The organism is Microcystis sp. LE19-8.1F (assembly GCF_027531715.1).
GTDB lineage: Bacteria > Cyanobacteriota > Cyanobacteriia > Cyanobacteriales > Microcystaceae > Microcystis > Microcystis wesenbergii_A.
Map to the genome: position 1 here is coordinate 1 of NZ_JAPZSO010000142.1, position 22356 is coordinate 22356.

The window sequence follows — 22356 nt, forward strand, 5'->3', positions numbered from 1 at the left end:
ACGGCAGACGGGAGACGGGAGACGGGAGACGGGAGACAGCTATTAGGGATCGGATTTGAGTTTTCAGTTCACTGTTTCCTCACACCAGAAGTCTGACGGAGTAGTGGCTTAGATGTGTAATTAATTTTGCTTAGGTACTTAATATTTAACTCCCGCAGTTTTGCCGCCAATCGTTCGGCCCGTTTTCGTTCCGCTTCGGCCCGTTGTCGTTCCGCTTCGGCCCGTTGTCGTTCTTGGTTGTAACTGGTGAAAGGTTGACCATCGGGATAATACAAGAGTAACTCTGGTTCGGCCAATTGAAAACGAATGCCCAAGCGAGGACTGACCCAATTATCGAGATTTTCCAGACTTTCGAGGCGATTTTCCCGACGAATACAGCCGCCCAAATCATTTTTATCGGGATTATAAATGTAGTATTCTTCCACGCCATAACGGTCATAAAACAGTAGTTTTCTGGTTATTTCCGTTTGGGTATTACCCGGAGAGAGAATTTCAAAAACCACTTGCGGGGGGATATTTTCTTCTTGCCACTGTTGATAGGAACCTCTTTCCCCTTTCGGTCTGCCAAAAGCTAAGTAGTCGTGCAAAATAAATTTCCTAGTGAAGAAAGGCAAAAGGCAAAAGGCAAGAGGCAAGGGGGGGTTAGATATGTGTAATTAATTTTGCTTAGGTACTTACCATGACATCGGGTGCTTGCCGAGTTTTATTATCTCCCTCCACGGGATACCAGAGTAAATCACCGGCGACAAAAACATAGGCATCATTGGCAAATAACCAGTCTAAATTCGCTTTAATCGTCGTAATCCAGCGAAATTGTCTTGTATTGTCGGCCATCGGTTTCCCGTCGCTATCGGGATAGACTATCTGAGTTGGATTCGGTGATGTAACCATAGGTTCACCCCAGTTGTTTCTTTAAGACTAACAGCAAAAACCATTCCCCGATCGTTAGCCATCCCGCTTCCGTCTTGACTACCCGATCACCTATCGCTAGAGCTTGCCAAAACCCCGCTATCTTATCATAGTTCAGTTCGATCGATCAGATTTTTTAATTAGTTTTGCTGATGAATAAAAAAAAATAATAAACGGGACTTATAACTATTCGCCTCTACAATCTAAGCATCAGCCCTAACCGGTGCTAGATTTTCTGACATCCAAGCCTGATTAATGGTTTTGGTGTCTCTAGGCGTAGTTTTCTCCAGCATTCGCCTATTTATCAACTCTATCTAACTCGAACTAGGTTTCGGGCGGATATTCCCTATCGACTCTGTACTATCCTTCTGTCGACCGTCTCCTATCTCGGAGTCTCCTCACCTAACAGAAGATTTTTGATTTTTGCAGAAGCTCTAGTGTAGCTCAAGCAGTAAGACTGAATGTCAATGCTCAGTCAAATATAGAGCCTTTCTCACAAATATGAAGTATAATGTTATCGATAGCTAAATTGCACAAAAAATGAAATCCTATCCAGTAGAGTTCCGTCAAAAAATTCTAGACTGTTATTATAACGAGCCGATCTCCCAGCGTCAATTAGCGAAAAGATTCTGCGTAACCTTAAGTTTCGTCCAAAAGCTTTTGAAACAATCTCGGGAAACGGGAGATATTCGACCGAAAACTTATCGATGTGGACGTCATTTAAAACTCACGCCAGAACAAATGATCGCCCTCGGCGAGTTAATTGAAGAAAATAATGACGCAACTCTAGCCGAACTATCGGAACTATTCTGGCAAAGAACTGGTATAGTTTTAAGTGTAGCGACAGTGGCAAGAATGGCTGAACGCTTGAGAATGACCCGCCCAAAAAACTCTACACCCTCCCGAAAAAGAGCCGGAAAGAGTACAAAAACTTAGACAAGAATACAAAGGATAAAATTCGGGACGTAGACGAGAAAAACCTGATCTCGATTGAGGAAGCAGCTTCAAATCTAGCTATGACTAGAACCCAGTATCGCTCGATTAAAGGAACTAGAGCGCACGAGACTCGACCTCTTTAAAAAGGACAAAATGTCTCAACTATTACGGCGATTACGACCAAAGAAATTCAGGGTAAGCGTAGGGTAAAGTGTAGCAATTTATACAGACAAACTGGACGAATTAACAGATAAAAGTAACAAGCATCAACCATTGGTTCAAATTATTGACAACGTTTCTCACGGATGAGAAACCCTGTATTTACAAAACTTAGCAGACTAGAAAGCAAATACAGGGCAAGCTTTAGTGTTTTCTCAATGCCAAGACGCGGATTTGAACCGCGGACACGAGGATTTTCAGACCAAAGGGACAAAATCGAAAACTAAGACTAATCAAGCGTTTTGGGACACTCCTATCATTATAGTCCTAAAGTTGGATTAAAAAACCTGTAATTTTCGTGTTACAGGCGTATATTTTGTGGCTGTGACCAGTGGCATTCAAAAACGCAACAAAAATAAAATTAATTTAAAAAGTAATCTGTATTGCATTAGAATTGCCGTGTAAACACAATCATGTAAATCTATGGGCGTTCCTGTGACTTTTCTTTCTGCCAATAGTCGATCGCTTCTTGGTAACGCAGTCATTGATCTAGTACCTAACGAAACTTATCTCGTCGTTCCTTGGTCTGAAGTTTCCGCATCTTTAGCGACAGCTTCTCCCGCACCTAACACTTTAGAGGATTGGATCGCTGCCATCAATTATCGCTTAGTTGATCAATGCCTTGCCGACACCAACCCTTTAACAGGAACTAAAATTACTTTAGGTCGGCGAATCATAAGCGAAATTAATGGAAAAGGATTAGATAGTGGAGTTTTTGAGCCTGGAAGTGACTTAATCGGCTATCAAATAACCACAACAATTTATTCGCTTGATAACTCCCCTGCACGTCCCCTTGTCTCTGATCTTTAGTCCTTAGCATGACTGGTACAAAATTTATTCCTCCGCAAATTGAATCGCCGATTACTCGACCCCGGCGGGCTAATCCAGATTCTTTTGAGAATCCTGATATTAAATTGCGATCGACTTCCTTAAGTTATGAATCGCCGAATTTACTTCCCCGTCAAAATCCTGGTTCGCCTGGACCAAAAGGGGATACTGGACCGGCGGGGCCGCCTGGGCCAAAAGGGGATACTGGCGAACCTGGCCCGGCGGGGCCGGCAGGTTCAAAAGGGGATACTGGCGAACCTGGCCCGGCGGGGCCGGCAGGTCCAAAAGGGGATACTGGCGAATCTGGCGGTCCAAAAGGAGATACTGGCCCGGCGGGTCCGACAGGTCCAAAAGGAGATACTGGCGAACCTGGCCCGGCGGGGCCGCCTGGGCCAAAAGGGGATACTGGCGAATCTGGACCGGCGGGGCCGGCAGGTTCAAAAGGAGATACTGGTCCACAAGGACTCCCTGGAATTAAACCTGGCCCGGCGGGGCCGCCTGGGCCAAAAGGAGATACTGGTGAATCTGGACCGGCGGGGCCGCCTGGGCCAAAAGGAGATACTGGTGAACCTGGCCCGGCAGGGCCGCCTGGACCAAAAGGAGATACTGGCGAATCTGGACCGGCGGGTCCGACAGGTCCAAAAGGAGATACTGGCGAACCTGGCCCGGCGGGGCCGGCAGGTCCAAAAGGAGATACTGGCGAACCTGGCCCGGCGGGTCCGGCAGGATTTAATTTTATTGCTAATGTAGAAACCCTTACCGCTACCAGAATATTATCTAATGCTGATGCGACAATTCAAGATTTCACTCCATCAGGAGGCGATAGAATTGTGGTGCTATCTACTGAGGTTAATGCCTATTTTTTGATAACCAACGTTTCGGACGGCACTAACGGGCTTGATATTCGCTTAACTGCTGGGGGAGCTACCCAGTTGCTTTTAAAAAACACGGGCGATAAAGTTAGGTCGATCGAAGCTCGAAACAACGGGACTAATTGGATACTTTTAGAGAGAGGCTTTTATCAATGACGGCAATAATTATCAAAGGGCGATCAGGTTCTTTTGTTGTACAAGGCGATCCTATTCTGAGGTCTTATCCTTCACTTTTAGATAATTTGTCTGGATACTGGCATTTAGACGAATTTACAGGAAACAGATTAGACAAAACTCTTAATGGCAATCATCTAAGCCCTTTTGGTTCGCTCCTAGGCTCGAAGATTGACGGAACAAGGTTTACTGGTTCTCAAAAACTAGCAGTTGCTTCAAACATATCTTTAGCAACAGGAGACGAAGATTTCACAGTTACTGCCTGGGTAACACTTTCTTCAAAATCAAGCTATCGTTTTTTTGTCTGCAAAGACAATATTGTTGATTCCTTAAGAGAATGGAATTTAATTTATGTTGCTCGGGAAAGTTCTATCGTTGATAAACTGACTTTTAACGTGCAAACAAATTCAGGTTTGATAAATTGTCCTTATTCTTTTTTAAACCCTAGTATTAACACTTGGTATTTTTTAGCAGCTTGGCACAACAGTCAAAACAATACTTTAAACTTGCAAGTTAACAACTCATCAATTCAAACTGTGAGTTATACGGGAAACAAATCAAGCGCAAGCGCTGCTGATTTTACTATCGGTAATAGTAGCGATAACTTAAATTTATATCACAACGGCAATATTTTAAATGTTGGATTTTGGAAAAGAATTTTGTCAGTTCAGGAAAGAACTGATTTATTTAATAATGAGTATTGGTTAAAGTATTGAGAGCCATTCTAATCTAAAACCAGTTGGATTATCAGTACGAAATGCTACATACAGAAAATTTTACACCCCCTTCAATTCCTATAACTACTCTTTAAAATATAAGTTAATGCCTTACACTCCCCCATCAATTCGTTTGCCCCTTCCCCCTTTACGCCCGCCCGTTCGTTCGCCTTGGCGGCCGCCTATCCTTATTCCGCCGCCTCAAACAAGTCCTCAATATAATCCCCCTACTTTTAATCCGCCTACATCTACTGATTTAAAAGGAGTAATTTGCGTTTATGCCAATACTCCTATTTGGCATCCTAAGAAAATTAGATACAAATATCCAGGAGAAAATTGGCAAGAAATAATAGGAGATCATTATATTGTAATTCCGAATGAAACTGTTGTTAGAGGAGGGCAGTATTTTAGTACATGGGAGCTTGTTAGTCATAAATCAATTGTAGTTAGAGAAGGCTGGAAGCGTAACGATGATAATACAGCTACAATAAGAAATGGTATTTTTACGACTATTAATCGAACTTATCAAGGAACTTTTTCTTTTACTGGCACTTTTGTTTCGTGGGAATTTGTCGTTCTAGATGGTGATATAATATTGACTAATTTTACTGATAGCCCAAAAACCATTGGAGAAATTGCGATTTATATAACTTATCAAAATAGTTTAGGGCAAATAATTAAATCTCCAGCTTTAACAGAATGGCCTGGCGTACCAACATCTGGGTTTTTTGTTAGCCGAGAAATAACAGAATTGCATTTTAAAGATTCTAATTCTTTTATCCCTCCAGAAATTTTAGTAAATTGTCAATTTAAAGTATTTGATAAATTTGATCAAGTAATTTTAGATATTACTAAAGATACTTGTCCCGAAATTCAAGTCATCCCAGAGCGTTGTTTTTATCAGAATAAAAGTGAAAGATTAGTTAGGAAAGTTCCATTGGGATTTTTTCAAAGTTTAAGAGTAGAATATACTGAAAATTGTGCCACAGTTTTGCTTGATACGCCTCCTTTACCTTTTCCTACAACAATGTATAGAGAATGTTCTGAACATAATTGTCCGCCGCCTCTTATTCGATTTGATCAAAAATGTGAAGAAAAATGCGAACAATGTCCACCAGGAACTGCTGTTAAAGTATTATTAGGAAGTAACATAGCTTGTGTTGATGTTTTTGGGTGTATCAAAAAAACGATAAAATACAAACGGGGGTGCAATAATTATGATTGTATTTGTGGCTAATTTAATTCCTTTATTGATGATTAATTATATAATTTGCCTTCAGGCAACAACTATGAAAGAATTGATTGGATGGACTTTGCTTGAAATATATATTTTATATTTATTGAATTATGGCTAATTGTGTTTTTAAAGGTCCCAAAGGCGATCCAGGACAAAACGGCAGAGACGGTAGACCAGGTAGAGACGGCAGACCAGGAAAAGATGGAGATAAAGGGGCAAAAGGAGATAAAGGTCCAAAAGGAGATAAAGGTCCAAAAGGAGATAAAGGTTTAAAAGGAGATAAAGGTCCAAAAGGAGATAAAGGAGATAAAGGTCCAAAAGGAGATAAAGGAGATAAAGGTTCAAAAGGAGATAAAGGAGCAAAAGGAGATAAAGGTTTAAAAGGAGATAAAGGTCCAAAAGGAGATAAAGGTCCAAAAGGAGATAAAGGTCCAAAAGGAGATAAAGGTCCGAAAGGAGATATTGGTCCATTTGGACCAGCGGGTCTAAAAGGAGTAAAAGGCGATAAAGGCGATAAAGGCGATAAAGGCAATAAAGGCGATAAAGGCGACACCCCTAAACTTCAGCCAATTAAATGCGGATTATCTTTAGTTTTTAATCCTGTTTCCTGCATACTTACAGTTAATTTACAAATAGATAAATGTTCCATTAGTACCAGTGTTAGTATGCTTTGCGATATTCAAAGAATCATTGATGAAATTCAAAACACAGCCCGCGCAATTAGCTTGCAAGCTAGTCGCAATCACACCCAAAATATTAGTAAATCTCAAGAAATATTAAATGAAATTCTCAAGCTTGATTTTGAATGCGATAATGGCTTAAATATCATTTTACCACTTTTGAAAAATATCGAATTAAAAACTAATAATACTCTTAATATAACTAATCAAATTAATCCTAAACTTGATATTGTTAACAACAATATCATTGACGTAAAATCAACTGTAGTTACTGCCAACCAAAATATTTTATCGGTTAAAAATGACTTTTCACTTGTTTCTCAACGAATAATTAATTTAATTTCAAGTGTTTCTCAAATAAGCACAGCCATTAATTCTTTATCATTTTCTGTTTTAAGTATTCAATCTAAAGTTAACAGTATTAGTTCAAGTATTTCTGTTCTCAATAACTTGGTTGCCAATATTCAAACTAATTTAAGCTTAATTTTAAACACAGCTAATATTACGTCATCTAATGTAAATTTGATTTTAAACTTAGCTTCAATTATCGAAACCAATGTCGAAACTATCAAAGCCTGCTGCGAAGAAACTAAGGACTTATTAGAGGACAATGTTCCGACTCCGCATCTTGATTTAATTAATATTGGTTGTATCGAGGGTAATCCAGATTATCAAGAGATAATTGTACCTGTTGATAATATGCTTGAAGCCATACAGCTTATTAATACTCAAGTTTGTTTCTTGCAGAAACAAGCGTGTAAAGAAGAAAAAGAAAAAGAAAATGATTTAACCAAGAAAATTTATAAAATTCTTGGAGGTGATGACTGGTTTACACAAGGAGAGAACCCCTCTATCACTTTAGATATTGAGCAAAGAATCAAAAGCCTGGTACAAGCTCAATGGGGATTAGAAGCGGAAAAAGAAGCTACAGAGTTAGAGCTTAAAAATGTTATCGATGTAGTTTCGGGATTTTTATCGTGCAATTATTTCAGGTCTGGATATCAAGAGTATCCTTTTAATGTCGTGGAAGACATAACCAAAAAAGTTGATGAGGACACTATCAAGAAAATCAATTATCAATCGCAATTCGATGAGTGGCGATTCAAGCAATTAGATGCTTTATTCGGGCAGTTTCCCATTAAGATTAAAATCGAGGACAACGACTTAATCAAAACGGGAGATGAGCCGCTAGAGATAGAACTCCCCAACCTTGCGGAAACCTTAGCGGAATTAACAGGAAAAACCTTGTTTAATGAGGCAATGCTAAACCTACTGGTTAACATTAACTTTCGATTGCTTAATGAGCAAGGAAGTACCAAGTTACAAGGGTTTTACACACATAACATGGTAGAGGAGATAGTAGATTATCTTGGCTTTGAAAATCAAAAAGTTAAAGAGACAATTCGCTTTTTGTATAATCCTCGCTATGACATAAAAGAAGGAGAACAGCCCAAGTTTGAAGACATACTTAAGGAGACTGAGATAGAGATAAGTCGAGAAGACTGTACAGAAAAACAGTCTTTCGAGCAAAAGCTTGACCAATTGCTTTTTAGCGCCGCAATTATTCAAACGGCACTTTATGAAAAAGTCAACCCGAATAATTTATCTAAATGGGGTGATTTTGTCAAAGAGTACAAAGATTTAGTCGATGCTTTTTCTGATGACAAGAAAAAAGAAGATGATGAGTTAGACCAATTTATTGAGAAGGTAGAGGAAGGATTTACCAAAGAGACAGGTATTATAGATTCAAATAATCCCTATGGCCGTCCACGCGACCAGCGCCCTAGAATCCGCAAGATTGGCAATCCCAACAGCAATACTGGAGGTAATAATGGGGGCAATTAACTTAGCGCGGTCTGCCTTAAAATCCGAACAGGTTCGCACTGCTATCGCTGGAGCTAGTAGAACCCGCGAGATTAAAAAATCTCAACCCGATCAAGGTAATTGGTTTACTAATATTTTGGGGTCTATTTATGGTGGACTTGTAAATCAAGTCGGATTTATTTTTAAATCTTTAACATCACTTAGCTTTCGTTTTGTTGACTTTTGGGGTTGGCTTAAAGGTGGACTTAGTTTCATTTACAACTTTAATTGGAATATCACCGACCAACAAATAGATCAACAGCTTAAACAAATGCGATTAATGCTAGTTGGACAGATGGGAGAAACTGCGGGTAACTTTATCGGCTTTCTCGCTTGTGGTGTTATTCCAGGAGTAATCATTGCTAAATTTAATAAACCTTTGGGCGCGTACGTTCTCAAGGAAGTATCAGAAGAGGCTTTTGATGAGTTAATGGGAAATTTAAGAATATTGCTATCTCAAACCACTCGCACTATTGCCGCTCATATTATGTATGGTGCTTATAAAAATATTCGCAGAACAATTAAAGAAGTTTTTCGCAATCCCAACAGTAAACAGTCTTTAGCCGCTAAAAGTATTTTTGGTTCTAATTTTAACAACTGGGTGCAAGCTTGGGGCGCTTCCAATTCTAAGCCGTGGTCGTTTAGAATTGCAGTAGAGGAGGCTATCGAAAGCCTTCCCGATGGGTATATTCAAGAATTCGTAGAAAACTTCTACGAAGGATTTTTAGAGGGCTGTGACGAAGCTGGGTTTGTGGTTGCTCAAAGCTTGGATAGTTGGTATGCTGAACAGCGATTAGCAAACAATCAATTATTAGGAGACGACACCGTACTAGAAGTAACTCCTAATCGGGAAGCCGAAAGCGAAAGAGTTTTAGTCGCTGGCCCAATGGAATTAGTCAAAACTCAATTAGTTAATATTGTCACCCAACATCAATTAATCGATAACCGCGATATTGGTCAATTTGTCGGGGAGATTCATCGGGAATCCATGACTAAAAATTTCATCGAGGGCATTGCGATTAAAATTAACTTCCGAGGCGAACAACAACCGCCATTTCGCACCAGTAAACGGGTTAATTACACCATCCCTATGATTAAAACAAGCAAATTGGACTGGGAAGTGATCAAGCTTGCCTGTGGTGGGACAAATGGCTATATGTGGGGGAGATTTTTTGCTAATGTTAAATTTCAGGAACCCGGAGTTCCTAACTTAAAAATTTATGGTGCTACTAGCGCCGAAGCGGAAGATAGGGCTAAAGCTTTTATAGAATTAACTGATTTAGAAATAGCGTCATTAACAATTACTGAAGAAAAAAAAGAAGGAAGACGGCGCGAGTTTGACAAGACTTTATACAAAGAAGACACTAGGGTTTATCCTGCTTTTCTGATTATCGTCAACAGGGAAAAAGTGCTTTTAGAAGAACAAGGAAGGGCTACTTTTTCAGGTGTTTACAAAGAAAGACGCTTTAGAATCCCTCTATGGACTAATGAAGCCCCATCAGATTTTGATGAGATTAAATCTCAGATTTTATCTACACGGGGAGCCAACCCCTAGCATTTCCTATCGAAAATAGCGAATATGCTCTAACAGAAATTCTCGCTCTTTTTGCAGCTGGTCTAGGACGGACTCTGGGGATAGGTTTAATTCGCATGCCAATCTTTCTACTAAGACACGACGAGGATTATATCCTACGGGGTGTCCCCACTGTTTGCGCGTTCGCAGAATAGCCCGTTTACTCCGGAGATTCATCAAGGGATAGCAGATTAATTTCATGCCAAGTAATACGCTGTGCAAATAGCAAAACCCTACGGTTCTGTATTAAGACTACCATACCTGAAACCTCTAGCGGATGCTCTGTTAATGGGCTATAACGGTTATCAGGTAATGTTCATCAAAGATTGTTTATGCCTTTAGCCTATTTTTCTGCTTCTGGGACCGCTTCCGATGCCGGGATTTTTATTCCCCGTGATAACCTTGCTGGTTTAATTGCTGATTCTGAGTTAGCAAGCAGTGAAGCCACAATTAAAAAAGATTGTAAATTTCTAGCTGCTTTTCTAACTACCTTGCAATTCACCATTACGACTAATCGAACCACCACTGGCTCGCTTGCTACAGCTTTAGGTTTTACTGTTACGCAGGGAAACCCCACTGGAGTCACGCTAGGAGTTTTTAACCAAACATTTACTGCGAGTATTGCACAAGTTGCCGATTATAGCACTAACACTATTTATCCCATCCCAGTTCCCGTTATTGGAGCCAATTCAGGACGAGGTGTATTAAAAATTACTGACGTTTTCCCTGATGCCGTATCTGTAGCTAGTGCTGGATCGATCGCTGAATCTGGAATTTTAATTCCCCATAGTGAAGTCGATAGTTACGGAGCCGTAACCGCTACTAATCCGACTAATGACGTAGAATCACGTCAATGGTTTGCGGCAATGCTTCGCTATTTATTCGATGAGATTCCAGTTCGAGTCACTACGCCAGAGACCCCCTCAGCTTTAATCACAAAAACTTTAGGCGCTATTAGTGCGTTTACTTTACCGACTGACGCACTTGCATCTACTAATCCGACAACTGGACTAGAACCTGATAAAACATCTGTAAACGATGTATATTTTCGTTCTTTATCGTTCAACATTCAATATTTATTGAATGAAACCACTCAAACCTATGACGTAAGAGTAATTTAATTGTAAAGCTAGTTAACACTTAAACAGGAGTCAATAAATGCCTAGTTATACTAGAGGAAAACGACGCGATCAAACAGTTGCGATAAAAGTAGGGACTAACTCATATTACTTATTCAAGTCTAAAGATTTGTCATCTATTCCTGGCGTAAGTGAATCTGATCTAGCTGTTTTAGGCAGAATTGTTTTAGACGATACTGCAAGCAATTTGCCACAAGGCGCACTTGCTTTTTTAAGGGCTAATGCTCCTAAACCGCCTAGAGTAGTCAAAAAACTCAATAGTAGCATAGACAATGTACAAAGTAGTGTTGGGACTTTTTGCTCTTCTGGTGCACTGCAAACAGCTTTAAGGTCTGGCTGGAATCTTCAAAAAGATGCTATAGAGGTACAAATAACCACAAAAGGGAAAAAAATTACAGTAATAGCAGAGCTATCTAATAACCTTCTTTATGCTTTTCCTTTAAACAAAGCTGATTTTGAAACCTACGGCAGATCGCTAGGATTAGTTAGTGGTGAAGTAATAACTACTGACGGGGAAAGGGAAAGGCTAGTCGTTGCTTCTAGTTTGCCTAGACCAGGCAGAGCTAAACTTACTTTAGAAGATGGAAGCGATTTTGCTACTTTTTGCTCGCACTTTGCTGATTTAGATGGAGGATTTCGTCGAATATCTAAGGAGCGATTGATTTAAAAATGATGAATGAAGTAATTATTACTCCCGATCATCCCGATTTTTGGAGTATTCTTCATTCATCGCCACCTCCTAACTGGCGTAATAATGTTAAGGGCGATATTGCCTATATTGCTCCTGACAATAACGGAATACTTCAAATTATTAACTCTGAGAATTTAGAACAGTATGAAGATGAAAACGAATTAAAAGAGGACGATGAAGGCTTATGGCTGCCCTCTTGGATGACTTAGGAATATGGAACGATTTAGGAACAATTATGCCAGATGGAAACTGGCAATTTTTCCCAAATCAAGCAACTCAAGGACTGTCAGTTTTTAGGATAACTTGGGGCGGGGATTTAAGCGATATTAAAAGCCGCGTACAATTACGAGCAATTTATAACCGTTCTGGGTTTAGTGTTCCCAGCACTAGATGGTTTCGCTTATATCCTAAACAAGGGTCAGAAATTATTTTCTTAGATTTTCCCGATGAGTTGAAAGCCAGACAAGTTGTTAGAGGTTTTCAAGCGATGAAGTGGTATAAATACTTGAAAAACGGGTTAAACTCTGATTCTAAATATTCTTTAAATTTGCAAGAATTTCAGCCCTTACCAGAATATATTGATAATATTAATCAACGGTTGGAGCAAATTTATGCAATTTTAAGCCAATTACCACAAGCTGACACATCTAATACTAATTTGCTATTATGAGCTTTTTTCCCTCAATTATTCCTGCTGGACAAGTTACTTTGCGCGGCTACCAAGAAAATAACATCTATCGGCACGCGCAGGGAATAGAATCTTATCAACAGTTAGTTAATTACAACTTGTTAGAGGCTAATCGTGGAGTGGTGTGGGAATTACCGATTGATTTTGAATTAATGTCAATTTGGGTAAAAACTGTTACCCTAGCAACTACTACGGCTAAAATAGACCTTTCTGTTTCTAGCTTGATAGCGGGGGACAATTTTACAACTTTAATCAGTTTTAACTTGCAAGCTAAACAAGTAGATAGTTCTAATGTTTGGTCCACTTGGACACCTCCTTTAACGATTCTCCCTAAAGGAATAACGGTTAAAATGGAATCTAACGTTGCAACTGAAATTATCTATTTAGCAGGTAGAGAATGTTATTTGTCTCCTGCTATTTATCCTTCAATGATTGAGCCGCTTTAATGATTGGACTGCAAAAAATAGAGCCTGGCAAAAACACAGAATTAAGAGTTTTTAACTCTTTTATTCAGTGGCGAGTAGTTGGTGAAACAACTTGGAAAAATTTAGTTTCTCTTTCTGAGATTCAAGGTCCTTCAGGAGTAGCGGGTACATTTACTCAGTTATCTGATGCTCCTAACTCTTATTTTGGACAATCTAGGAGAGGAGTTAGAGTCAATCAATCGGCGAATGGGTTAGAGTTTTATTCTTTGTTAAGAGAAGATTCTTGGTTTTTTCCTATTGGAGCGTTAAATGAAAATTCGCCTTTTTTAGAAGGAAGCACTTTTCCAAAAACCTACACTTTACCAGCTTTACTTAGAGAAACTACAATTAATCGACTTAGTGGATTAATTAATAGTCAATCTAGTGGAACGGCTATTATTAGTATTCAGTTTGGATTAAATAGCTGGACAAATATTACAGGATTATCCACGCTTGCCTGTACCACTTCAGTTTTAGCTGACCAGTTAGCAAGTGTAAATAATGTTATCCCGGCAGGGCAACGCTTAAGAATTAGTTTTGCTTCTATCACGGGAACATTAAATTTATCGTTTAGATTAGATGTCACGGAGGCACTATGACAAATTCCTTAATCGCAATCCGTAAATTTATCACGGGAGAAGATGACTCTACTATCAAAGAAATTTATCAAATTGCGATGATTAATCAAGCGCAAATTTTAGCGCAATCAACCAGTCCATTACCTCTTTCTATTACTCCTCAAGAGTTGCAAGTGTTTATGATTAAAGCATTATTATCTGATGCTTTAAGATTTGATGCTATGGCAAAGATTAAGCTAACTGAGTTAGCAATGAATGAGGCTGTTATTGGCAATAATCCCCGAATTGATTTAGTGTTAGAGCCGAATCCCTCTAATCCCAATAGTTTACGGCTAAAATCTCCTAGTGAAGCCGAAATTATACAATCAGTTCAATCACAATTTGCAGACGACGCATTAACTCTAGAATTATTAAGCAAGGGATTGATTCAACTTTCACTAACATTTAAATAATGGCTAAATTTTTCTTTATTAATTCAGGGATGGAGTTGTTTACTGCTAAGCTTTTAAATCCTACAATTTGGATTAAAGCTAACGCTCCTAATACACTTAATCTAAGCGGATCAAACGTGACAGGAGTGAAAAATATAGCTAATGATTTAAGTTTTTCTGCCACTGGTGCGATTACAGTAAATACCACAGAATTAGGAGGGAAGTCGGTATTAAGTATTAATAATACTAGCTCTAATCAGTTTCTTTCTGCTCTTTTTAACTACGGAGGAAATGCACTTACTTTAGTTTCTCTTCACAGAAATCTCTCTGATTCATCGTTATCAAGAACTAGATTTGGTAGGCTGTGGTCCCTTGCTTCCTCGACGGAGCAAGATTTCAGTAATACGAGCGGTATCCTATTGGGATACGGAATTAATAACAATAATGGGGTTTATTTGTACAGAAATCAGGCTATGGCGGCTCAAACTTCGCCGCTAATTAACAACCAATGGGCTTCTGTTATCGCTACTAGAAACGGTTCCCAAGCAAGAATAATTTTAAATGGAGGAACCCCCGTAAATGGGAATACTTCTACAGCAAGTTTTAATATTAATAGAATTAGAATCGGCAACGATATGACAGCATCTGATTCTGGGATGAATGGGTTTATAGCCGAAAATCTCTTATGGACTAGAGAACTATCTAGCTCAGAGATTAATTTGTTAACTGGTTATTTGCATTGGGACTGGGGGATGCAGTCTCTTTTACCCAGTAATCACCCTTACCGCAACCGCCCGCCTTATGTGGGGGATGTTTAAAGGATTGTTTTTTCTTAGGAGTTTGTTTTGTATGCCGAGAATGATTTCTAAAAACAAAGTAGCTTTAATTTTTATTGCATCGGGGATGATTACTGCAATTGCATTAAGTTTAGTCCTTCCAGAGGAAAAGTTAATTTTGGTTTTGTCTGCTCCTAGCGCTTTAATTGGCGCGGGTTTAGCACAATGGTCATCAAGCAAAGAATAGGAATTAATTATGAGTGTTAAAATTGATTGGAATAATCCAAAGGCTAAAATCAGCAAATATTTTACTGTTTGGGAAGTGACCAAAAGCGACCCACGCCGAATTCCCACAGTTGGAAGTGAGGTAGAGCGCGAAATCCTAAAACTAGCCATTGAACTCGACAAAATTCGCGAGGACTGGGGTGGGGTAATTTTGGTTAATTCTTGGTATCGGCCGCCGATGGTTAATCGCGCCGTGGGTGGGTCTCCCAATTCTCAGCATCTTTACGGCCGGGCGGTTGATATTCGGCCAAGCAATCGGGAATCACTGCCTGAATTTGAGAAATTTCTTGACCGATACTGGTTTGGAGCTTTAGGGTACGGTAGTCATCGGGGTTTTGTGCATCTGGATACTCGAAACGGGAAAGGATGGATAAACGAGGGCAAAAAAGGCCCTCGATGGACTTATTAAATATTTATAGGAACAATACTGGTGCTGTCACAAATAATCATCAAAGGAGAAATTCCTAACACTTTTATTTCTCAATGGAAAAATGATTCAGGACATTTTATCTTAGGAAGCAAAATCATCTTAGATTTCAATCCAGTCATTAAAGCCAGCGGGTTGATTGAGAATTTTGTGATTGTCCACTATCAAGCTAAACCGCTATTTTTGCGGCGCTTTGGAGTGGTCGCTAATGGCGAATATTTTTCGGTATCGAGTGTTGAGGCTAAAACGCCCTATCGCAGTGTTTTGGTTCACGAGACAAACTTAATCTTTCCCCCTAACGGAGTTTTGATCCACGCCGATAGTCGTGTCAGCGTCATTGATGGTGTAGCGATCATTCACGCTTGACTTTAATCCCATTGCCATTATTAGCCTGATACCATTTTGGCTTTTTACCGATAAACTTCACACTTTCAGCTGGGTACAATCCCCCATTAGCCAAACGATAGAGGAAAAAAGGCTCCCCAGTATCAGGCACTACCCCTTCGGTAATATCCACAACCTCAGACCGTTTGATGAGATTTTGAAAAACATCCTCATACTCAATCTGATCACCCACCTCTAAGCGATCACATTTTGGTGTCGGGGGTTCTTTTTGTGGAGAGGCGAAAATATTTTTTTCTAAATTTCCCGAATTTAGTGGATCAGGTGGATCGCCCATGCCTGAAACCCGCTCACCATGCCCGTTTTGAGGGTGATCCACCTCAATGATCATGGGGTGATCGTTCATTTTTTCAGTGGGAACGATCACCCGTTCATCTGTACTGCTTAAAGGTTTTTCCCAGACTCGCTGACGAGCCTTCCCGACGATTTTGCGCTCCCAACCGTTCTTAGTTAGACAACGAGCGACCCGTCCCTGGACCCGCTTGTCCTGAAGCGAAATATCAATATTTAACGCTTCCGATAGAATCGCTCGAATCGTTACCTGAGTTTCTGCTCTATCAGAGAGCCATTCTAAGATAACATCTTCCCATACATCAGATTCTAGGAAATGCTCGTTATTTTCTTTGGCTAGTTGTTCCTCTTCATCCGTTAGATACCATTTTTCACCCGCCCGATAAGCTTCTACAGCTGCAGACCAGATATGATCGCGCTCTTGAGTCAAAAGATCGGTGTCAATCCGATCAACCCCAACAGGGATAACCCAATACCTGCGGTTTCCCGTCGGGTCGGAAAGAAACTCTCCCTCGTTAGTCGTTCCCACTAAAATCTGCTGGCGTGGATGATTAGCCGTTTTTCGCCCGTAGGGTTCCCGGAAACAGTCAGATGTACAGGTGATGAAAGCTTTCAAGTCCCCTGATTTTTTCTTATTCAAGACCGACTCAATTTCGGACCACTCAATGATCCAGCTTCGATGCAACTTTAAAAGCTCATCCTTATTATCCCCATCTTTAAAGTCATCGTTAAACCATTCGCGACCGGTCAAATATTTAAAAAAACTGCTTTTTCTAACACCGGTCTTACCTTGTAGAACTAAGGCCGTGTCAACCTGACAGCCCGGCTCGAAAATCCTAGCCACGGCAGCGATCAAGGTTTTCTTAAGGAAAATGTTATATAGGGGATTTTTTGTCCCTAGGTATCTTTCGGCTAGGTTATCTAGAGATATTGGGCAAACCATATTCGCCACTTTCTCCAAGTACAAACGAACGGGATGCCAAGAATTTTCCTTAGCCACAAACAAAAATACATCTAAGGCCAAGTTTTTAGAGGCTTTAATCCCGTGATGGATGCCTAGCTCTAAATAGGCATTGTCGAGATCGTACTCCTCTCGATCTAATTCAACCTCTCGGGTCAATTCGTTAAATCGCAATCTCGATCCAAAAGTCGCTTTAACGTACTGGTAAAGCTCTCTAATAGAAATCTTTGAATGGGACTGTACTTCTAAGGTAGATAAAGGCTCGGCCCCCTGATCAGGCCGGAGATCGAAATCTCTCGATAGCTTTCTTTCCTCGAAATCAATCGCGGGTTTAACGGGCTTATCCCAAATCGGACGATCCGTGACAGAATCGATCAGTTTATCGAGATCATTCGTCTTGTCTTTCAACCAATCGGCCACATCAAAACCTTTTTTAGGTGGCAAGTCTTGCCATTCCCAATTAGTCGGATCGGGAAAACACCACGAAAAGGGGATGCCTGCGCGCCGCAGGTGTTCCGCTACTTTTTCCCCGTGCTTTTTCCCCGGAACATCCCGGTCCGGACAAATGATCACCCGATTGGCCCCGGTCAAATTTTCAGTATTAAAGTCTTTCCACTTACCGGATCCGCCTATGTTAGTAGTGGCAAAATGCCCACCGCTAGAAAAAATTCCAGTAAGGGCATCAGCGCACGACTCCCCCTCAACAATCCAAATGGTGTGACCCCGCTCGATCGCTTTTCTCACCGAGCCGTAGCGATAAACTGGAATAGTTTCCGATTTAACTGGGCCAAGACCCCGGGATAATTGGCCCGACTCCGAGTAATGCCACTGAGAATATTTTGGATTGCCAGTCCCATCATCCTCTCGCTTGACCAAAACCAATGGCTTGCCGTTAGTATCGTGGTAAGTCCATGATCTTGAGGCTTTTGGACGAACCTGCTTAACAAATCTTTCCTGCCTTTCTTGCATCATTCGATACTTTCTTTTCCCAACTGAATCGAAATAGTCCGTCGATTCCCACCCGGCAGCCGGTTCGGCCTCACGCTGACAGACTCCGTACAGCACACCGTTCTCAGAAGTGTATTCGTAACACCAACCGTTCTTGTTTTCGTGGCCACAGTGAGGACAAGGGGATGGAAAAGTTAATGATTTTGTGCTAGAATAGTTCATAATTAATAAATGAAATTTGTGTTAAATGACAGACAGTAAAGCCTTTCTTTACTGTCTGTTTTTTTTTGGCATCTTAAAACCAAGAATCAAGCCCCCTGCACTCGTGATAAGCAAAGTACTCTAATCGCCACCGTGCCTGATACTCATCAAGCTGATTGGTCAAAAAAGCGAAGTGCAGCAAGCCGTGTTCACTGATAAACTCGTATCCGCTGCGATCAGGTATCCCCCCATTAAAAAAAGCGAGAATATCTAAAAAAGGAGTGCGATCACATGGAAAATAATGAAGATTTGTCTCTAAAATTAGAGACCCGTAGAGCCAGTCCCTGTCGAAATCCAATCGCATAGCTAACCCTCCCTTAACCAAGTTCTACCAAATTTAGCCACATACTCCTGATGATCGGCCTTAAGTCGGTCAAAAGCATCAGCAGCCCGGCGGCGCTTCTGCCGAAGTTCAAGAATCATATAGCTTTCTGTCCGTGGTGATTCGTTTTCAGCAAACAAAAAACTATTGTCCTTATTGCCTGTTTTCTTCTTGCGCGCCATAGATTATTCCTCATAGTTATCGGGATCGTAGTTAACTTCTTCGTCAATCTCTAAATCGTCAACATCATTAACGAAAGGGCAATTATCACGACGGCAATTCCTTGACACTAAAGGGATATAACCCCCCAGTTCATCAATCCAAACCAATCGCCGCTTACAGACCGGACACTTATCAAACACTGGATCACCCATTTATCAGGCTCTCCCTATGCCACTTAAATCAGTTTGCCTCTGAACCAGCAGCTGATCGTTAATCAAAATTCTGCCCACAGCCTCCAGAACACTATCAGCCGTGACCCGATAATAATCTCGATAACCACGGCCTTGGGGGTCAAGAATACATCGGGCTAGGTCAAGCTCGATATCTTTATCCAAAGGACTGTGAGGATCAACCTCGATCAAGTAGAAATAACTCATAGGAGTAGAGGGGGGAGGGAAAGGGGGGGGGGGTAAAAGTGGCGACGGGACAAGTCGTCGCCACCAAAAAAGTTTAAGGAATTTGAGAACCCAATGAATCCAAAGGTCGGTTACGCCATAAGCAGCCCTCCTAGACGCTCTACAAGATATTCCCTTAGACAATGAAATCTAAGACCTTTAATCACTAAGATGAGAGATGATCGCCTCTTGCCTAGAAAGGTGATCGCTTTTGAGAGGAGACAAGCCAGCTAGGGAACTAGGGCGGCTTGTCTTCTTTTTACCCTGTCTAACGTGATGTCAGACGGACATCATTTATTGTACAATGGAAACCGTAGTAAAAGTCAAGCTGGTTGAAGGTGAAAACTCTTTGAAACAAATTCGGCAAGCGCTAGGAATGAGTCAACGCAAGTTTGCTGAGGCATTGGGTACTTACCAGAAAACTATTGTCAGATGGGAAAATGGGGAAACTAAGCCAATGTTCTCAGTGCCACAGATGAAAGCTTTACAGAAGGCAATGAGACAAATTGGGTTAGATATTGATGACCTACCCGACGATTTCTAATTGTTAAATTTTGTTACTCCATCGGGGGAACCATCACTTAAAATCGTTGTTAACGTTGTTGTTGCGGTCAAAAGGTATGTCTTACCCTAAATGGTTCCCCCGTCCTAAATCGTGGCTTAGGACGATTGTTTTTTTAATTGCCATGACTCCTGTACTTTTCGTCGTTCAAGGCTTAACCCTCGTACTTGGCCCAATCCATATAATCACTGGAAATCTTTGGATACTAGGGCTTTACCTGATTCTAGTCGTAGTGATTCCAGTCTGGATGCTTTCCCATGTTCATCAATTTTTATGGGGAGAGCGTAACCCAAAATTCCCCAAATGGATTCCGAGCCTAAGAAGTTGGGCTGATGGAATATTCTCCCTGACCGTCGCATTGTTTATCATGACCTCTATAATAGTTTGGATGTTTATCTACCTAGAAGCCACGGGAGAGGTGACAGAATCTCGACTTGATCACTACACAGAACGGCACATAGGCACAATCTTCATCATTTTCATGATTACAATGTCCTACGCTTACCACCTTAAAAGCCTTATCGGTGCAAAGTTTCAAGCCAAACGCACCCCGTAAATTTGACCCGGCAACCTCGCAACCCCTCTTCTGTAGAGGGGTTTTTTTTAGTACAAACAAACGGGTGATCGTAATAATTGAACGATCACCCTGTGGATCACCGGGTGGATCACCTAAACGATCACCCTTAAAACCCTTACTATTACTTGTTTTTTTTTTTTTGATCATTAGGATGATCCACCTGATCCTCCGTTTGCGTCGAAAAACTTTTTTTTTAAACACACGCAAAAAAAAACGACCGCTAAACAAAAGCGATCGCTAACCCAACACCCAACACTTGACCTATCTTCTTTTCACTGGTGAGGTCAACTGATAAACCAGTTTTCGCAATTCGTCAACTTGACCCCGTAACTCTTTAACCTCGTCACCGTAGTGCTGGCAGTCGATCGCTATTTCAATAGCTTGAATGCGATCGATTATTTCCTGATGCGACGACTCCACAGCGATCAGACGTGAATTATGTTCAGAGAGTATTTTTGTCACCCCCTTAAACGCTTCCATCACTTGAGAGATTTTGTCTGGTTCTTCCCGCTCCTCTATAGTTTCCGCAGCCTCAAAAACGAGATCAAGGTTCTCCTCTACCGTTTGAAGCCGAGACTCTAAATCGGTCAGTCGTAAATCGGTCAGTCGTGAATCCTCTTCCTTGCGGATCGTTTTCCCACCGATGAACTCATCGAGGGATTCGATTAAAATCCGTTTTGCCGTCAAGCCTAGAGATTCTCCATCTTTAGAGAGAGACTTTAACTTGTCTAGGTATTCGCTAGACAGAGAGAACTGTAAATTGTTTGGAGATACTGGCATTTTAGAGTACCTATACTATACCTATAATCATTATACCTATAAACTACCTACAGTCAATACCTTGACTCTAAAAAATACCTGTAGTAATATAGGTATAGGTACATACCTATAAGATACCTGTAAAAAGGGTAAAGCCTATGACTACTAATAAATGCAGGATTACTGCTTACGTTGATAATCCTCTATCTCAGTACCTAGAGTCTTTCGCTAAGTCGGAGGGATTGTCGGTTAGTCAGGCAGTGGAAAAAATCCTGATAGCCTTTTTCGATCAATCAACCCACAAGGAAAAACTCGATCACCAAACTATCCAAAAAGCGATCGCACTTCTTTCTTCTCTTGTTAGTGACACACCAGTATCACACCCTGAAAGTGACACACCACACCGCAAAAGTAAGCCATTAGAAGATCACCCCGACACTGTTCTCCAATATCTCTATGGGGTCGTTTTGGTTGAGGATAAAAAGATCAAGGGCTTCTGGGATGGTAGAAAGTACCATGATGACCCCAACAGGTTGAAAATCTACAAAGCTCCCCCTCAAACCAGAGTGATGAGCAAAGCGGAAATCGAAGCTTCCTTTCGTGGTCAAGCCCGATGGAATGACCTTTTTAAGATTTTGGAATTATTAGGTTATCCCCACGGCTTCGATAAATGGCGAACGGTAAACCTAGAGAAAAAATGGGTAAACTCAAACCTAGACAGTTAAATCAAAAAGACGGTTTAAGCCGTCTTTTATTTGTTTTTTAGTCGATAAAATCATTCTATCGTGTTATAATGTTAAAAGCTTTTTTAGTCTCTCTTCTGCGATTACTGGCAATAGAACAAACAAAATGTTATCTTTTGACCGTTTAAATTAATAGTGAATTTGACAAACTTTTTCAGGAATGGCTAGAAAATATCCATTTTTTAAATTTTAAGGGCGAAACAATAATTGAAGGTTTTGTTGGTTGCGATTCTAGTGATGATTACTATGAAGAAGATTTCTTCTACAACAAGATTAAATATTAGGAGTTGACACTCCCCGCTCTAAAGAGACGGGGATTCTTGGTTCACAGAGATTACTTGCTTAGACAGAATTGCTTCTGAAAAAGTAGAGGTATTCTCTCCCCAAGCGTTTATTGGATCGAGCCCAAAGGTTCCGGTATGCCCTA

Annotated in this window: 28 protein-coding genes and 2 pseudogenes; 21 read left to right on the plus strand and 9 right to left on the minus strand. The window is 40.6% G+C overall.

Annotated features, from left to right (window positions below):
• Positions 1-68: 68 nt before the first annotated feature.
• Together O9334_RS14115 and O9334_RS14120 are read right to left on the minus strand one after the other, a co-directional pair.
• A pseudogene (locus tag O9334_RS14115) lies at positions 69-572 on the minus strand (Uma2 family endonuclease); the annotation flags it as partial.
• 103 nt (positions 573-675) lie between these two features.
• Positions 676-891 (minus strand): annotated as a pseudogene (locus O9334_RS14120) (Uma2 family endonuclease); the annotation flags it as partial.
• 558 nt (positions 892-1449) lie between these two features.
• Between O9334_RS14120 and O9334_RS14125 the strand changes: the two are divergent.
• The 7 genes from O9334_RS14125 (at position 1450) to O9334_RS14155 (ending at position 9989) form a co-directional block, all read left to right on the plus strand.
• The gene (locus tag O9334_RS14125; RefSeq protein ID WP_190381682.1) at positions 1450-1845 is read left to right on the plus strand and encodes a helix-turn-helix domain-containing protein; all 396 of its coding nucleotides are present in this window, start codon (positions 1450-1452) and stop codon (positions 1843-1845) included.
• Between the two features lie 642 nt (positions 1846-2487).
• Positions 2488-2874, plus strand: a complete 387-nt coding sequence (locus O9334_RS14130) for a hypothetical protein (protein WP_288000662.1) — start codon at positions 2488-2490, stop codon at positions 2872-2874.
• 8 nt (positions 2875-2882) lie between these two features.
• Positions 2883-3920, plus strand: coding sequence for a collagen-like domain-containing protein (locus O9334_RS14135; RefSeq protein WP_288000664.1), 1038 nt, complete (start codon positions 2883-2885; stop codon positions 3918-3920).
• Positions 3917-4654, plus strand: coding sequence for a LamG-like jellyroll fold domain-containing protein (locus O9334_RS14140; RefSeq protein ID WP_288000667.1), 738 nt, complete (start codon positions 3917-3919; stop codon positions 4652-4654). Before O9334_RS14135 ends, O9334_RS14140 begins: the two co-directional genes overlap by 4 nt.
• A 106-nt stretch (positions 4655-4760) precedes the next feature.
• Positions 4761-5891: a hypothetical protein gene (locus O9334_RS14145; RefSeq protein ID WP_288000669.1), complete on the plus strand. Its 1131-nt coding sequence runs from the start codon at positions 4761-4763 to the stop codon at positions 5889-5891.
• A gap of 110 nt (positions 5892-6001) precedes the next feature.
• A complete protein-coding gene (locus O9334_RS14150) occupies positions 6002-8416 on the plus strand; it encodes a collagen-like triple helix repeat-containing protein (RefSeq protein ID WP_288000672.1) in 2415 nt (804 codons plus the stop codon).
• Positions 8331-9989, plus strand: a complete 1659-nt coding sequence (locus tag O9334_RS14155) for a hypothetical protein (protein ID WP_288000674.1) — start codon at positions 8331-8333, stop codon at positions 9987-9989. Before O9334_RS14150 ends, O9334_RS14155 begins: the two co-directional genes overlap by 86 nt.
• Positions 9990-9995: 6 nt before the next feature.
• Here O9334_RS14155 and O9334_RS14160 read toward each other — a convergent pair whose 3' ends face one another.
• On the minus strand, positions 9996-10208 hold the full coding sequence (locus O9334_RS14160) for a hypothetical protein (protein WP_190381364.1): 213 nt from the start codon (positions 10206-10208) through the stop codon (positions 9996-9998).
• Between the two features lie 131 nt (positions 10209-10339).
• Between O9334_RS14160 and O9334_RS14165 the strand changes: the two genes are divergently transcribed.
• The 11 genes from O9334_RS14165 to O9334_RS14215 are packed head-to-tail and all read left to right on the plus strand — an operon-like array spanning position 10340 to position 15852.
• A complete protein-coding gene (locus O9334_RS14165) occupies positions 10340-11128 on the plus strand; it encodes a hypothetical protein (protein WP_288000676.1) in 789 nt (262 codons plus the stop codon).
• A 37-nt stretch (positions 11129-11165) separates the two neighbouring features.
• Entirely contained in the window at positions 11166-11813 is a 648-nt protein-coding gene (locus O9334_RS14170; protein WP_288000678.1) for a hypothetical protein, read from the plus strand.
• A 5-nt stretch (positions 11814-11818) separates the two neighbouring features.
• The gene (locus O9334_RS14175; RefSeq protein ID WP_288000680.1) at positions 11819-12046 is read left to right on the plus strand and encodes a hypothetical protein; all 228 of its coding nucleotides are present in this window, start codon (positions 11819-11821) and stop codon (positions 12044-12046) included.
• Positions 12022-12507, plus strand: coding sequence for a hypothetical protein (locus O9334_RS14180; protein ID WP_190381360.1), 486 nt, complete (start codon positions 12022-12024; stop codon positions 12505-12507). The genes O9334_RS14175 and O9334_RS14180 overlap by 25 nt, the downstream gene beginning before the upstream one ends.
• The gene (locus O9334_RS14185; RefSeq protein WP_288000681.1) at positions 12504-12971 is read left to right on the plus strand and encodes a hypothetical protein; all 468 of its coding nucleotides are present in this window, start codon (positions 12504-12506) and stop codon (positions 12969-12971) included. Before O9334_RS14180 ends, O9334_RS14185 begins: the two co-directional genes overlap by 4 nt.
• Positions 12971-13588, plus strand: coding sequence for a hypothetical protein (locus O9334_RS14190; protein WP_288000683.1), 618 nt, complete (start codon positions 12971-12973; stop codon positions 13586-13588). Before O9334_RS14185 ends, O9334_RS14190 begins: the two co-directional genes overlap by 1 nt.
• Positions 13585-14019, plus strand: coding sequence for a hypothetical protein (locus O9334_RS14195; protein WP_288000684.1), 435 nt, complete (start codon positions 13585-13587; stop codon positions 14017-14019). Before O9334_RS14190 ends, O9334_RS14195 begins: the two co-directional genes overlap by 4 nt.
• On the plus strand, positions 14019-14816 hold the full coding sequence (locus O9334_RS14200; RefSeq protein WP_288000687.1) for a LamG-like jellyroll fold domain-containing protein: 798 nt from the start codon (positions 14019-14021) through the stop codon (positions 14814-14816). Before O9334_RS14195 ends, O9334_RS14200 begins: the two co-directional genes overlap by 1 nt.
• Positions 14817-14856: 40 nt before the next feature.
• Positions 14857-15021 (plus strand): hypothetical protein, encoded by a 165-nt coding sequence (locus O9334_RS14205; protein WP_288000690.1) that lies wholly within the window; start codon positions 14857-14859, stop codon positions 15019-15021.
• A gap of 9 nt (positions 15022-15030) precedes the next feature.
• The gene (locus O9334_RS14210) at positions 15031-15468 is read left to right on the plus strand and encodes a D-Ala-D-Ala carboxypeptidase family metallohydrolase (RefSeq protein WP_288000693.1); all 438 of its coding nucleotides are present in this window, start codon (positions 15031-15033) and stop codon (positions 15466-15468) included.
• 21 nt (positions 15469-15489) lie between these two features.
• The gene (locus tag O9334_RS14215; protein ID WP_288000696.1) at positions 15490-15852 is read left to right on the plus strand and encodes a hypothetical protein; all 363 of its coding nucleotides are present in this window, start codon (positions 15490-15492) and stop codon (positions 15850-15852) included.
• On the opposite strand, the gene O9334_RS14220 is transcribed toward O9334_RS14215, so the two are convergent.
• The 5 genes from O9334_RS14220 to O9334_RS14240 form a co-directional block, all read right to left on the minus strand.
• Entirely contained in the window at positions 15839-18310 is a 2472-nt protein-coding gene (locus O9334_RS14220; RefSeq protein ID WP_288000698.1) for a VapE domain-containing protein, read from the minus strand. The genes O9334_RS14215 and O9334_RS14220 overlap by 14 nt on opposite strands.
• 73 nt (positions 18311-18383) lie before the next feature.
• The gene (locus O9334_RS14225; protein WP_288000701.1) at positions 18384-18653 is read right to left on the minus strand and encodes a hypothetical protein; all 270 of its coding nucleotides are present in this window, start codon (positions 18651-18653) and stop codon (positions 18384-18386) included.
• A 2-nt stretch (positions 18654-18655) separates the two neighbouring features.
• Entirely contained in the window at positions 18656-18853 is a 198-nt protein-coding gene (locus O9334_RS14230) for a hypothetical protein (protein ID WP_288000703.1), read from the minus strand.
• Positions 18854-18856: 3 nt separating this feature from the next.
• Positions 18857-19045 carry a hypothetical protein gene (locus tag O9334_RS14235; RefSeq protein ID WP_190381590.1) on the minus strand — a complete coding sequence of 63 codons (189 nt, stop codon included), beginning with the start codon at positions 19043-19045 and terminating at the stop codon, positions 18857-18859.
• Between the two features lie 3 nt (positions 19046-19048).
• Positions 19049-19270 (minus strand): hypothetical protein, encoded by a 222-nt coding sequence (locus O9334_RS14240; protein ID WP_288000707.1) that lies wholly within the window; start codon positions 19268-19270, stop codon positions 19049-19051.
• Positions 19271-19592: 322 nt separating this feature from the next.
• Between O9334_RS14240 and O9334_RS14245 the strand changes: the two genes are divergently transcribed.
• Both O9334_RS14245 and O9334_RS14250 read left to right on the plus strand, forming a co-directional pair.
• Positions 19593-19832 (plus strand): helix-turn-helix domain-containing protein, encoded by a 240-nt coding sequence (locus tag O9334_RS14245; RefSeq protein ID WP_288000710.1) that lies wholly within the window; start codon positions 19593-19595, stop codon positions 19830-19832.
• A gap of 385 nt (positions 19833-20217) precedes the next feature.
• Positions 20218-20406: a hypothetical protein gene (locus O9334_RS14250; RefSeq protein WP_288000713.1), complete on the plus strand. Its 189-nt coding sequence runs from the start codon at positions 20218-20220 to the stop codon at positions 20404-20406.
• A gap of 282 nt (positions 20407-20688) precedes the next feature.
• Here O9334_RS14250 and O9334_RS14255 read toward each other — a convergent pair whose 3' ends face one another.
• A complete protein-coding gene (locus tag O9334_RS14255; protein ID WP_288000716.1) occupies positions 20689-21207 on the minus strand; it encodes a hypothetical protein in 519 nt (172 codons plus the stop codon).
• Between the two features lie 137 nt (positions 21208-21344).
• On the opposite strand from O9334_RS14255, the gene O9334_RS14260 reads away from it, so the two are divergent.
• Positions 21345-21911 carry a hypothetical protein gene (locus tag O9334_RS14260; protein WP_288000719.1) on the plus strand — a complete coding sequence of 189 codons (567 nt, stop codon included), beginning with the start codon at positions 21345-21347 and terminating at the stop codon, positions 21909-21911.
• Positions 21912-22356: the final 445 nt, after the last annotated feature.